The organism is Gleimia hominis (assembly GCF_032085515.1).
In the GTDB taxonomy this organism is placed as follows: domain Bacteria; phylum Actinomycetota; class Actinomycetes; order Actinomycetales; family Actinomycetaceae; genus Gleimia; species Gleimia hominis.
Genome location: NZ_JASXSX010000001.1, coordinates 524,682 through 537,791 on the forward strand (window position 1 = coordinate 524,682; position 13,110 = coordinate 537,791).

10 protein-coding genes are annotated in these 13,110 nt (G+C 52.8%); 4 read left to right on the top strand and 6 right to left on the bottom strand.

The window, feature by feature from the left end; genetic code table 11:
* The first annotated feature begins 6 nt into the window (after positions 1 to 6).
* From QS713_RS02240 to QS713_RS02250, 3 genes are all read left to right on the top strand, one after another.
* Entirely contained in the window at positions 7 to 1,680 is a 1,674-nt protein-coding gene (locus QS713_RS02240) for an MGH1-like glycoside hydrolase domain-containing protein (protein WP_313272107.1), read from the top strand.
* 123 nt (positions 1,681 to 1,803) lie between these two features.
* Positions 1,804 to 2,688, top strand: coding sequence for a DUF5926 family protein (locus QS713_RS02245; protein ID WP_313272108.1), 885 nt, complete (start codon positions 1,804 to 1,806; stop codon positions 2,686 to 2,688).
* A 30-nt stretch (positions 2,689 to 2,718) separates the two neighbouring features.
* The gene (locus QS713_RS02250) at positions 2,719 to 3,513 is read left to right on the top strand and encodes a glycosyltransferase family 2 protein (protein WP_313272109.1); all 795 of its coding nucleotides are present in this window, start codon (positions 2,719 to 2,721) and stop codon (positions 3,511 to 3,513) included.
* A 146-nt stretch (positions 3,514 to 3,659) separates the two neighbouring features.
* Here QS713_RS02250 and QS713_RS02255 read toward each other — a convergent pair whose 3' ends face one another.
* From QS713_RS02255 to QS713_RS02265, 3 genes are all read right to left on the bottom strand, one after another.
* Positions 3,660 to 4,076 carry a hypothetical protein gene (locus QS713_RS02255; RefSeq protein WP_313272110.1) on the bottom strand — a complete coding sequence of 139 codons (417 nt, stop codon included), beginning with the start codon at positions 4,074 to 4,076 and terminating at the stop codon, positions 3,660 to 3,662.
* A 131-nt stretch (positions 4,077 to 4,207) separates the two neighbouring features.
* Complete coding sequence (locus QS713_RS02260) at positions 4,208 to 4,873, bottom strand: ABC transporter ATP-binding protein (RefSeq protein WP_313272111.1); 666 nt, start codon at positions 4,871 to 4,873, stop codon at positions 4,208 to 4,210.
* A 58-nt stretch (positions 4,874 to 4,931) separates the two neighbouring features.
* Positions 4,932 to 6,986, bottom strand: coding sequence for a hypothetical protein (locus QS713_RS02265; protein ID WP_313272113.1), 2,055 nt, complete (start codon positions 6,984 to 6,986; stop codon positions 4,932 to 4,934).
* Between the two features lie 712 nt (positions 6,987 to 7,698).
* Between QS713_RS02265 and QS713_RS02270 the strand changes: the two genes are divergently transcribed.
* Positions 7,699 to 8,832 carry an alcohol dehydrogenase catalytic domain-containing protein gene (locus QS713_RS02270; protein WP_313272114.1) on the top strand — a complete coding sequence of 378 codons (1,134 nt, stop codon included), beginning with the start codon at positions 7,699 to 7,701 and terminating at the stop codon, positions 8,830 to 8,832.
* A gap of 151 nt (positions 8,833 to 8,983) precedes the next feature.
* On the opposite strand, the gene QS713_RS02275 is transcribed toward QS713_RS02270, so the two are convergent.
* Genes QS713_RS02275 through QS713_RS02285 form a run of 3 tightly spaced genes read right to left on the bottom strand, consistent with a single transcriptional unit; the run spans position 8,984 to position 13,108 of the window.
* Entirely contained in the window at positions 8,984 to 10,168 is a 1,185-nt protein-coding gene (locus QS713_RS02275) for a hypothetical protein (protein ID WP_313272116.1), read from the bottom strand.
* A complete protein-coding gene (locus tag QS713_RS02280) occupies positions 10,169 to 12,184 on the bottom strand; it encodes a hypothetical protein (RefSeq protein WP_313272117.1) in 2,016 nt (671 codons plus the stop codon).
* 39 nt (positions 12,185 to 12,223) lie between these two features.
* The gene (locus QS713_RS02285; protein WP_313272119.1) at positions 12,224 to 13,108 is read right to left on the bottom strand and encodes an RDD family protein; all 885 of its coding nucleotides are present in this window, start codon (positions 13,106 to 13,108) and stop codon (positions 12,224 to 12,226) included.
* Positions 13,109 to 13,110: the final 2 nt, after the last annotated feature.

Genomic DNA, 13,110 nt, shown 5'->3' on the forward strand with positions numbered 1-13,110 from the left:
GCAAGAATGGACGGGAATATCTACTCATTTGTTGATTTTCGAAGCGTGCCGTTTACGGTGCCCGGTTCTAATTTCGTTATCTTTATAGCTGCAAACTGCATACGGATATTCTTTGTTGAATATGAAAAGCCGTTACAAGAATGTGCGGCAGCAACGATTGCGTTAGATGAATCATTAGTCAAAATAAGTGATATTTATGCCGAAAACGGGCATGTGCAATTAGGTGATATTGGAAGTATTTACATATTAAGGAATAAACTCTGGGGTCATTTTAGAATGACGGATGGATGGGTCTTACGCGAAGAGCGTTCTGGTTCGGTCGAGTGCCGATACAACCTCAACTCCTTTCAAATGTTCTCTGTACTCGATTGCTACGGTGAGTCAGGAGAGATAGACCTAGATTGGGACCCGTTCACTGTACACGCAGATAAAGTCGTGCGGGAGTGGATGGATAAGAAACCAAAGGTGCTTCCCGAGAGAGATTACGCCGCGCGTGTGTGTTGGTGGGTGTTAGGTACCAATATGCTGGTTTTCAGGGCACCAGACATGTCTTTCCGAAGAGCTGTTGTGCCGTCGAAGATTGGCTATGTTGGCCAATGGCAGTGGGATTCCTATTTCATCGCTATAGGACTAGCGCACGGAGATGAGGAGCTAGCTTTAGAACAGATGAGAACGGCTATCGACTTTGCACTTCCCAATGGGCAATTGCCGGACGTGGTGTTTCCAGAGGGGATACTGGCAAGCTCAGACGATCTGCCCTTAGCTGATCGAGAGAAGCTGGAAATAGAATGCTCGCCCTCAGTCGGAAAGCGGCATCTTCCGCTCACCAAGCCGCCTTTGACAGCCTGGAGCGTGGAGAGGATTTGTGAGCAGTTTCCATTATCTAAGCGGAGGGAGATTATAAGCTCTGTATTCGAGGGAATTAGAAAGAGTCAAGACTGGTGGTTTAGAGAGTCCGATTTGGACGGCGATGGTGTACCTGAGTATTTACACCCGTATTCTTCGGGACTCGATGATTCACCTGTCTTTGATCACGACCTTCCCGTAGTTTCACCGGATCTTATTGCCTACCTGGTAGTTCAAGATAGCATACTGGAAATGTGGGCAGAAGAAGCGAAAGGGAGCTATTTAACAACGGAGGAGGCGGAAACATTCAAACGACAAGTTACAGCACGCCGTACCACTGTTTTGAACAGCCTCCTCAAACTTTGGGATGAAGACAGAAGTATGTTTGTAGCACGTGCTCAAGGTACTCTCATTACGGATAGAACCGTCTTGTCGTTACTAGGTGTTTTTGCAGCTGATTTACCGGCGAAGATTATTGACGGTATAGTCTCCGATATTGATGATCGTCAGCGGTTCCAAAGTGATTACCCCATTCCCACTGTTGCGATGGATGAGAAAGAGTTTGATGAGGAGACGATGTGGCGAGGACCAACCTGGATGAATACGACCTATTTGATTTCAGACGGTCTAGAAAGAGCTGGCCGCATTGAGAAGGCACGAGAACTGCGTGAAGCGATAATGAGGAATGTCGAAGCATGTGGTCAACCGGTCGAGTACTTGAACCCAAGGACGGGAGAAAAATGCCAAAATGCGGTTCCTAGCTTTGGGTGGACGGCTGCTCTGTATATAGATTGCGCACGTAGGGAGTACTTGTTGACCTGCAAAAGAGAATAGGAACAGTTGCTAGAGTATTGATCGGTGTCGTAGTGCTCATAGATTCGATGATCTTTTTCCCGTTGACTGGTTTTTGACGCTACAATTGAGTCGTTTAACAGGCTTATAGTTTTAAGGATTCTGATGGGTAAGAAGAGTCGTCGTAAGAAGGTTGTGGGCACGCCGAAGCAGTTCCGCCCCCCGATTCCGCATGTGGCCCGGCCGTTTGAAGGTTTAGATTATGAGGGTGCGCTGGTGTCTATGCGCGAGTTACTGCCTGCCGCGACCCTGCCCGCTAAGACCACTGAGGAATACGGTGCGCGCGAGGTGTTGTTCGTGACGATCCTGCCGAACCAAGCTCAGGCGAGTGTGCGCGGCGACGGTAAAGTGCTGGTGGCCTTGCAGACCCGGTCGCATTCCGGGGATGTGGCGCACGACCTGGGGGTCGCGCTGCAAGAAGCGTTGAAACGAGCGGAAGCGTTCGACAAAGGTGAGGGACAGCCAGGCGTGGTGAACGTGGATGTGCGTGACGCCGCCCCTCGGATCGGTGACATGATCTCCTCCGCTGGCGACCTTTCTATTGAGGATTCCCTTTCTTTCTGGTTCACGTCCGAACAGTTGGAGGATGAACAGACTCAGGCGGCAATTGAGCAGTCGTCTAAAGAGTTGGTGCCTACTAAACCTGTGCCGGGTCCGTCACTTGCGTTCTGGCAGACGATGCCGAAACTGTTTGTGCGGTGGGTGCGTACGGAAGATGAGACAAAACTTTTCTCTGCTCTTGCGCGCCTAGCGGACAGGGACGAGTTGACGCTTGGGTCTGGTTCCCGGTTTATTGGTGCGTTCCGCGCGCTTGGGATTTCCATCCCGGTGTTCGAGTTCCCCGAGCAGGTGCCAGCCGCTGAGCTAGAGGAGCCAATGGCTGAACTGGAGAAAGCGCTTTCGGAGGCGCTCGCGGATTCCACGCCCCTCACTGATGCGCAGCGCAGTGTGCGAGCCGGGTTGGTGTCGCGCCAAGTGTCTGTTCGTTAACCCGCGTTTAGTGTTTAGGAGGGGTTGGTTGTGACTGCGGGTAAGCGTGAGAAGCAGAAGGTGGCGGTGGTGATTCCCGCGCACGATGAAGCGCGCACTATCGCCACTACCGTGAGGTCTTGCCGGGCCCTCCCCGGAGTTGATCTGCTGATCGTGGTGGATGACGGGTCGGGGGATAACACGGGGGATTACGCGCGGTCCAGTGGGGCTGTGGTGGTACGTCATTCGATTCCTCGGGGAAAAGCGTCTGCCCTTGAAACTGGGGTGAAGGTGGCGGCGATGCGGGATTTACCTGAGGGTAAGCCTCGTCACCTGCTTTTTTTGGACGCGGATTTAGGGGAGAGCGCGGTTGAGGCAACGTCGTTGATTGAGAACGTTCAGTTAGGGGTTGCGGACTGTGCGGTGGCTACGCTTCCGCCGCAGAAAGGTGCTGGTGGACACGGGTTTGTGGTGAATTTTGCGCGCCGTGCGATTGAGCGGGCAACGGGTTGGCGGCAGCAGGCCCCGCTTTCGGGGCAGCGTTGTTTAACGCGTGAGGCTGTGAATGCGGCAATGCCGTTCGCTACCGGTTGGGGGGTGGAAGTTGGAATGACGATTGATTTGCTGGTGCAAGGGTTCACGTTCCAGGAGGTGCCGTGTAACTTCGCGCACCGCCCCACTGGGAATGATCTTGCTGGCTACCTGCACCGGGGAAACCAGTATAAGGACGTTTGGGCTGCGGTGATGCGGCGGCGTTTAACAGGCCGTAAAGTACCGCGTAATGCGCGTCCAAAAACCGGTACCGCAGCGGGCGCACCCTACCGGATCGCATACGACAAAAAATAGCACTGGGATACCTGCGAGTTAGTGGCAGCCAAATAACACCGGGGCGCCTGCGTGTTGCTGGTAGTGCTGGTAGCCAGGAGCACCGCAGCGCCGGTGGTGATGCCTCAAAATACTCGTGGCGGCGGTGCGGTTGTTGCGAAATTGGGTTACACGATCGGTTTCAAGTGTGGGAAAGCGGCATCTAGATCGTCAAAAAGTTGAAAAAATTCCGGCAGTGTCGCTTTAATCGCGATGTCTATTTGCTCGTCCTCTAAACCGTTTGTTATGTCTACACCAGACGCAGCCTGTGCGAGGTAGTGGCCCTCATGCAACTGGTCTATAGAAGTTTGCGAAACCTTATCTGGAGTTGTCCACTGCGTGAGGAAGTCGGCGATCCGAGCCACATCCTCCTCATTCTTAATTTCAGTACGCCAGTACGCGCGCATAGCTAACGCATTACCTTCAACACTGAAGTAAATGACGCAGTTATCCCACGCCGCAATCGTGGTTTCTTTGTTCCGCACATACTGGAAACCAAACCTACCTAACGAGGCTTCCACGCGATCTAAAGTAACAGCAGTCATCTACTTCCTCTCCTAACTCGCTTAACAAGTATTACAAAGCCGCCTAAAGCGAGCAAACAATACTTATGAGTGGCTTAAACTCGGTGAATGCCAAAAACGTAGAAAATGCGGAAAGCCTGAACATTTAAAAGCTACTGCTTGGTGAGCTTCCCGTGGTTAAGCACGTAATGCCGACCGGCGCGATTGTTTACAACGGGGTCGTGGCTTACCAGCACTAAAGCTGAGTTTGAGGCACGCACATTTTCGAATAGGAGTGTACAGAGTTCGTCGCGCAATTCCGGGTCGAGGTTAGCTGTTGGTTCATCAGCTAAAATAACCGGTGGTCGGTTGAATGTTGCTCGTGCAAATGCTACGCGTTGGGCTTCGCCACCAGACAGAGAGTAGACCGGACGCCCCACTGGTACTTTGAGTTTGCGTAAATACTCGCTGGCTCGTTCCAACACGGATTTATCTTTCTTATTCATGAGAGTCGGTAGGGCAACGTTTTCTTCTGCTGTTAGCTCTTCGATGAGCTCTCCATTTTGGAATACTATGCCTATATTGTGATTCCGAAAGGCCGCACCTTTTGCGCGTGAAAGCTTTCTCATATCTTGCCCCGCGACGGTCACATCGCCTGATGTTGGTTGGATTAGTCCCATGATGCATCCGAGCAAAGTTGTTTTTCCACTACCCGATGAACCTGAAATAGCTACAGATTCGCCAGCGCGTATGCTTAATGAAACATCGTTTAGCACGTGGTTTTTAGAGAATTTCTGTTGAAGATTTTGTACTGAGATTATTGGATCTAAGTTAGCCACCTTGGCCTCCGATAATAAGTAATGTGCGTAATTAACTGTGAGAGCACGGGGTTGTGCGCTATGTTTTGGGAATGTAAATGGTTGAAAAATGTTTTTTGCCGCGGTGATGCTGGGACGATAACGAAGTAAACAGGAGAAGCGTTAATACCATGAGGGCGCATATTGCGGCGATTACCGGATATATTCCGCCGACGGTGTTTAGACGATTGTCTTCTATGCACCGCGCGAAGCAGATGCTAGCGCCACCGCCTATTAGCACAGTTAGTAGTCCCAGCAGGCACGTGCGGAGCCATATGGATTTACGCACTGTTGAGGTGCTTGCGTACGCTTTCTGAATTGGTATCAGTCGAGCGTTGAAGTCCTCAATGTCTCTTGTGGCGGTGATGAGGATTGCGACCAGTAGGATAACGGAGGAGACAATGGCGCACAGGTGGAGCCACCTGTGTTGGAACAGTGTGTCGTTAGCGCCCGCGATCCATTCTTCACCACCTACGTATACGTTGCACACAGGTCCTAGTGTGGCGCTAACTATTTTGGTAATTTCTGACTTGTCGACCCTACTGCCGGATTGTTTCGAAACTATCCACGAAAATGATGCTGGAAGGTTTTCCTTTGCCTCTGCCGATAGTCCAGCGTCTTTTATTGAAGAAACAGTGCGAACGGTGACCACCTGGTCATCTGGGAACATCACAGCAAGTTTCGGCGGCAACGAAGTTACGGATGTGGATTTCCCAGATTCCAGATGCCACTTTTTAAATGAGTTTGGGGTAGCTGAAAGGGTGTATTTCAACTTAGACTTTTCGTTGTCATTTGTGGGTAAGAACGTAGCGAGTTCCATAACGGAGTATTTGCTAAGAGTTTTCTCTAGGCGGGCAAGTTCTGCAATTGAAGCATTTTGTGGGATAGCGATTTGAACGTAACTGCTATCAACGAAATTGATTGTTCTTTGAACTTGGCCAGCGGGCAGCCAGGTTAATAGGCTGAGTATTGCGAGTGTAGTGGTTACTAGGATCAGTATTGATCCTGTGCTTAGTGAACGGACGATCTGTGATGAGCTGGATAAAGTGCGGCCAACAACAATCATGGAGGCCGATGCTTTGCACCGTCCGAATCTTAGAATAATGCGTGAACTCAGATGGATTAGGAAGCGCGCTGTGAACGGGATAGCGAGTAATGTACCGATAATTCCGATCCAAAAGAGTGCATAGTTCGCGTTTGAAGCATCGGTGTAACTGGCATTTATGAAGTCGTTAAGCACTATTGTCGATGCTATCGGCGGAATAAATAGACCGATAAAACCGAGTACTTTAGATGAAGTTGTTATGCGTGTATCTCGTATTCCCGCCGGGGTGAATCGAGGTTTCCTTGGGTAGGTGCACATTAGAATTACCAGAGCACTCGTCATAGCCGCAGCAAAAAATGCGAAGAGAAATGCCCACCACACTCCCAACACGTCGATTCTTCTAATTGTGAAAGTGAAGAACGGAATAGGAATGTCGAATAGAAACAAAATAAGAAGTATAGGGATACTGCCTATTGCACCCGCTGACCATGGTGTTATTAACGAGCGGAATAGCGATAAGTGTAAGGATTGCGGCGTTGCCCCTAAGGTCTCCAAAATATGTGTTGCATGGTCCTGTTTCTTTCGCCAGGCTAGTGTTACGGTACCTAGTAATATGAGTGAAGGAATAATGAAACTGCATACTAGCCCTGCGTAACTAGCAGTGGTACTCAACTGGGTGGGTGGGAAAAACCCAGGATCAACAGATGTTTTTGAACAGCCGAAGCAGGTTGGTGACAACCCCGAGACTGTTTTAGGATTGGCAAGAACTATGCGGGATGATTTCGTTGATGGAAGTCCCCGGCCCTCAGGTAAATAGCCTTCGAATGTGCCGAACTTATTTGAAAGTTCGTGGATTTCGGAGCTATTGAGATCCGGGGATGCATAGAAATGCCCCGCGGAAGGCCATTTATTTGCATTGAATGGGATCGGGGTTCTTAACGTATGTGGCCTGGCAAGCAGCGCTGTAACCGTGTGCTGACTAGCCGCAGTGTAGTAAATGAGCGCATCTGCGTTCGCAGGTAATCCCGACTGCGCGGGAGTATCTGACATTCCCAGTTCCTCTAGAAAAGCGTTCCGCGCATATTGACTACTGAACCTGACTGCGAGAGTGAAGAAAGCAAGCACAACAATACCTACAGTAACTGCCACCGCGACAAACGTACGCTTAGAAACCCCGATCCTCATGTTTCATTCCAGTTTCTGTATTGGTTAGTAATTATTGTTCCAACTTGTGCAAATCATTGGTAAGGCAGTTCTCGATCTGCATACTTGCACTGCTTTAATGTCATATCGTGTGTTTCTTGATGCCACTGAGCTGGAGCCTGACCTATTTGTAACACCACCAGATGCACCCTTTACAGTCCAGTTGGCTCGGGTGAATTTAGAATCGGCTGCTGTGTCGTAAGAATATATTACTTTACCAACGGATTTTGCAGTAGACCCCGTCATAGAGGCCGAGTGGTTAGCAGCTAGAGCGAGGGAAGAACCCCCCAGAAACTATAGCTACAGCAGCTATAATCCCTAGTTTCTTGAAAACATTTTTCATTAATCTCGTACCTTTCAGTACCTAATTGTGTAGTTGCCGAATAGCAACAGTGCAATATTACTGCGAATACAGGTGATGAGAGAAGAGTTTTCGGAAAATATTTGGATAACAATTTGATAACTCGGTTTCAAAATGTGGAGGTTTATTCGGTGCGGTAGCTGAACATTCGGATTCGTTGTAGTTTGGTTACACGTTTTTCGCGCAAGGAGGTCTTGCGTGAGGTCGGTATCGAAGGGGATGATGACCATGAAAATTACAGCCGCCGTACTTGAAAGTCAGAACTGCCCGGAACCATTTAGCGAATCAAAAGCCCTGCAGGTGAAAGAGCTATCTTTGGACGCACCTGGCCCCACCGAAGTGCTCGTTAAAATCACTGCTGCTGGGCTGTGCCACTCCGACCTGTCCGTTCTACAGGGGAATCGGATTTGGCCCACTCCACTAGTTGTTGGACACGAAGCCGCTGGTGTGGTGCAAGAAGTAGGAGCCAAAGTTAAAGACTTTCACGAAGGCGACCACGTGATTATGACATTCCTTCCCCGCTGCGAAGAATGTAGAGCCTGCCAAACAGAAGGGAAACTACCGTGCAGCAAGGGAGTTGCTGCGAACAATGCGGGCATGCTGCTGAATGGTTCCATCCGCTTGCACGACGGCGACCAACAGATCCACCACCATTTGGGAGTGAGCGGGTTCGCCACGCATGCGGTTGTAGACCAGGCATCGATTGTGAAAGTACCTCAAGAACTACCTGCTGACATTTCCGCAGTGCTCGGCTGCGCAATGATCACCGGGGGTGGGGCCGTGCTAAACGAACTAGACCCAAAACCAGGCCAATCACTCATGGTAGTGGGCCTAGGTGGGGTTGGTATGGCGGGTTTACTAACCGCATTAGCGTGTGAGGGCGTGGAAGTCACCGCTGCTGACGTCAGTGCCGACAAACTGGAGCTTGCGAAACAGTTCGGCGCTCACCACTGCTTAACTACAAAAGAAGTGGAAGAAAAAGGGGTAACAGCCGACCTAGTTCTGGAGGCTGCGGGCCACCCGAAAGCCTTTGAAACTGCATACAAAGCGATCGGAGTGGGTGGGAAAATGGTGACGATTGGCCTACCAGCCCCCGACGAGGTTTCACAAATCCACCCCACAGCCCTGACAGCTGGTGCTCGCACCGTGATGGGCAGCTACATGGGGTCGGCAGTGCCGAAACGGGACGTACCCAAGTTCGCGGAGCTATACCTAGAGGGAAAACTACCACTAGACAAACTGATCACCAGCCACATCAAACTGGAAGATATAAACGAAGGCATGGACAGGCTCGCAGCCGGGAAAGAACTACGCCAAATCATCCAGTTTTAACACCCAGGCCCTCTAACAAAGAGAACTGCCGCGGACGAAGCGGCGGCAAACGCGAGGTTGCGTTGAGCGAGCGACATTGGGGGTTTGTGCAGCGGAATCGAAGCGAACCGTGGCGCAAGCGTGGCAACGTAAGCAGCGTGAGGCCCGGGTGCTAGCAGATGGTTTCAACGATTTTGTCCAGTAGCGCCAATGGTTGATCTGGCGCTGTGGAAAGTGTTAGAAGGTCTTCTGGCCACGGTGCTTTATGCGGCATCCCGGCCGGGCGCTGCCAATAAATAGGGGAGGACACCCCGATTTCCAGAAGCTGATCCAGCAGGTGCCGGGTGTGTTCCTTCCCGTTAGTGCGTACCACGACCCCGCATTCTGGGTTCTTGCGATTCACCACTTCGAAGCGGTGCGAAATGCGGTCAATCAACAAAGAACCGACCGAGCGGCGTTTGCGCGCGTATTCTTCCAAGTTCGCCGTTTTTAGGAAACGCCGAGTCCGCGCGCTCACCGGAGCTGGCGACCACGCTTGCTCAATCGCATCCTCCGCCGCATCCAACGCTTGCAACCACTTGCGAGCAGCCCTACAGGCTTCCCAACGCGCGACTATGTGGGCGTCCCCGTGATTTATTATGTGGCCGTCCCGGTGTTCAGACGACGGGAACTCCCGAGGTGTTAACTCCTCTAACCAATCTCTGCGGTTGCGCATCGCCTCTAGCGCTAGAACAGTCGCCCGCTCAGACGGTGGTGCGTTATTCGGCGTACTGCCAAAACGGCCCATAGAGTTGGAGTCGCCCATAGAACCGGGGATCTGTGCAAAAAATGGCGTATCCACGAGCCTGCTATCCGCCTCGAGCCCGTGCACGAAAGCCCCATCGGGAACAGGTAGGAGCTTACGCATCGACACCACGTAATAATCCGCGTAAACCGGCTTCGCTCTAAGCGCCACAGACGCGAACCCGCCGCCGTCCGCACGCTGTGTTTCTTGCGTTTCCTCGCCGTTCAGATTCGCTTGAGGTCCCAGCCAACTATGCGTCCCATCCACCACAATGGGTACGCCACCCGCTCGCAACCCCTCAAGAACACTTACAAGCTGCGCAGTCGGCAAGTTCCCAAATGTAAAACACAGCAGCACCGCACTACCGGGCGTCACAAGTTCGGCCAGGCGCCGCGGAACTGGTAGTGCCCGCCGGTCCGTTGGGCAGTAACGAACAGAAATGCCTTCTAACTCAAAAGGAAGGATCATGCTGAGGCAAAAATAATCTGGCGCCACCAGGCGGCGCACGCCCCGCCGCCGCAAATCCTGCGCCACCAGTGACAACGCTTGCTTACCAAACGCGGTGAAAAACACTTAATCCCTAGCGGCTAACTCTTGAAACTGGCGGGTTATCAACGCGGTCACAGGCGGCAAACCAATCAGTAGACCATCGGCAATAATAATTAAACCCGAATCATTCACCAACACTGCCACTAAAATAGCGAATCCCATAGAAACCAACAGAGGTTTAGAACCACGTTCACGCGGCACAGGTAAACTAGGCACACTTCCAAGCCATTGCTTAGCCCCATTAAACCGGCCGCGGCGAATCGCCCACACTAAAACAAACACAACCACGGCCAGCAGCACCAATACCGCGATCGTAATCGGATTTAGAACACTCGTCGTCATATCTGACCACTTGCGCGCCAACACCGGCCAACCTTCACCCGAAACCAAAGCGCGCCACAACCGCCCCACGTGCGTGGGCTGTGGCGCATGCGCATCGACCACCGCTATAGCGACCCACCCCAACGCGGACGCACCAATCCACAAAAGAGCGTGCCACCACCTCAAACGCATCCCCAAAAGCAAAATGCATGCCAACAGGAATCCGCCAACAATGCCGGGCACACCCCCAAAATCCGCGCCCCACACAGGCAACGCGTCCACGCACAGCACCCCAACGCCCATTAATGCGACCGCTCCCACAGCCGCGTAACGCTTCCCCGCCTTCAACTGCGCGTGCACATACGGGAGCAGTGAAATGAACGCGGTGACAACCAAAATCACGTACTCGCGGTTAGACACCCCGTAAAAACGGCGGAAAATCAAGGTGAGCGGCCCCAAGAAACCATCCAACTGGTAGCTAGTGGCCGATACAATATCCGTCACCAACAACAGCAGAGTAGTGGCCGCTAAAACCCCAATTGGAATCGCCGTTTGCCGCGCCACCGCAGTTAAAACCACGGCTATCAAAGCGGTCAGCAGGATCGGGATAGCGGGGTGGGTAGAATACGCCCACCACGGCACAAAGTTCAGTATTAACGCGGCCGGCACCCACGCGAACGAAATCGTGTTCCACCACGTCAACGCGCGCCAAGTGCGTACACTCACCGTTTTGTGCCGGTACCGTACCAGCCACCCGACACCACCCGCAGCGATCACTCCCCCCGCCATCACTAGTGCCCACGTTAGAAACCAGGGGGCGATCGTGTTTTTCGCCGCATGCGCGTGCACCTGCGCGCTCACCAGGTTCCCCGTGATTTCCCCCGGGTTCGTACCCAGCTCCCGGCTGGTATTTACCGCTCCACCATTTATGAGGTACTTCAAATCCGCCACGGTCAACAAGCCAGCGCGGCGCGTGTTGTCGGAGTAGAGGGCTCCGGCCTGGTGCGACTCCGGATCTGAAACCGCGAGCGCATGCAGGTCCGCGGGTCCCGCATCCGACAGGGACGCGACGATTATTCGCGCTGGACAATCCGCAGATGCTTCTAACGCGTGCGCGAGCCGCTCTTCAACCTGCGCCGCCCGGTCTGCCGGGGAATCTGCCGTAACACCTCGCGACAAGTCCACTAATTGCGGCGTGGTTTGCAGGCCAGTGCAAGAAAAATCAGAAAGTCCAATCGGCGTCATTTTCAACTGTTTTGCAGTTTGGGTGAGCGTCACAGATTCCTCACGCGACGTCAACATGAGGTTCGCAAACCCCGCTTTCTGCGCGAACTTCGCCAAGCGCGGTGACTTCCAATCCAGATCCGCCACCCCCGTGTCTGGCAGTGCTAAAACCAGTGCATTCGCAGAATCCGGTGAAGGCGCCGCGGGTAGTTCTTCGCCTGAGGGGGTAGAGGCGCCGACACCAGCGGGGGGAAACGCAAACGCAGGCTCGTTCGGGGTTAGCCAAGCTAAGCACGTTAACAACCCCAGGATCAGCATGGGGAAAACCAGTGCGCGGGCACTATGGAGTTTGCCGCGCAGAGTTGATTCGGGGCTGCAGAATTCGCGGTAGCAGAACTCGGGGGCGGAATAGAGCGCGCGCCCGCTACCAGGTGCCCGGTGGCTGTCTAATTCCGGGCACCCGCGTGTTGACGATGACGAGTGAATAAACCTCACATCTCAGTACAGTAGCAAACCAGAAGAAGCAGGGGTACGCTAACTTCTTTGCACCAACACCCGCTGAGCCAGCTCCCGGTTGCGGTCAATGCGCGCTAAATCACGGGCGGTGCGTTCCGCTAAAATCGCGGTCAACGCGGCCTCCGCCCCCACCTGCTCACTAGGCATTGGCAAAACGTGGGCACGAGCAGAATCCAACAACTGCTGCCCCATCGCCTGGCGCGCCTGAGGCATCATCGTCTCTTTTCGGTTCAAAAACTGGCGGATCGCCAGCGCCAAACCAGTTGGCAAGCTAATATCCGCAGAGCGAGCCCACCCCTCAAGATCCCGCGGAACCTGCATTGGATGTGTTTCTTGCAGCTTCACGCGTTCACTAATCACATACGTACCCGCTGCAATATCCCCTAGGCGGCGCGCGTGCTTATCTACAAAACTAGAAATAGTGGCGAGCGAACCCGACGTCAACCAAATCTCTGCCACCCCAATCAAAGCGCGCGTGAACGCGTGGCGAGCAGAAATCGGGCCCTGGTCAAAACGCACCACGCGGGTACCGCACATCCACTTACCAAGCGATTTCCCGTGCGTTATCGCTTCGATAGTGGCGGGCACCAGAAAGAGCATCGTCCCAATGATAGTTACGAGCACAACTGAGTTAGTGGCGTTTGTTTTAAACGGATATATCAATAAGTACGCTACAAACAGCAGAATGCTCGTGAGCGCAAGCGCCGCGCAGTCTATGATCCCTTCCAACAGTCGCGTAACCACGCTTACAGGTGGGGTTGCGAGCGCCACGCCTTCACCCACTACGAAGTCATCCGTCGTGAGGTTCTGGCGCTGCCTGGCGGGCCGCTGCGGCAGCGAGGTTCTTTGACTTTCAGTACTGTCGAAATGCCCCATGACATGAACGATATCGTCATTTAGCATTA

Coding starts and splice junctions, on each gene's coding strand:
- QS713_RS02240 (WP_313272107.1), top strand. CDS start 7: ATGGACGGGAATATCTACTCATTTGTTGATTTTCGAAGCGTGCCGTTT.
- QS713_RS02245 (WP_313272108.1), top strand. CDS start 1,804: ATGGGTAAGAAGAGTCGTCGTAAGAAGGTTGTGGGCACGCCGAAGCAG.
- QS713_RS02255 (WP_313272110.1), bottom strand. CDS start 4,076: ATGACTGCTGTTACTTTAGATCGCGTGGAAGCCTCGTTAGGTAGGTTT.
- QS713_RS02265 (WP_313272113.1), bottom strand. CDS start 6,986: ATGTCAGATACTCCCGCGCAGTCGGGATTACCTGCGAACGCAGATGCG.
- QS713_RS02285 (WP_313272119.1), bottom strand. CDS start 13,108: ATGCTAAATGACGATATCGTTCATGTCATGGGGCATTTCGACAGTACT.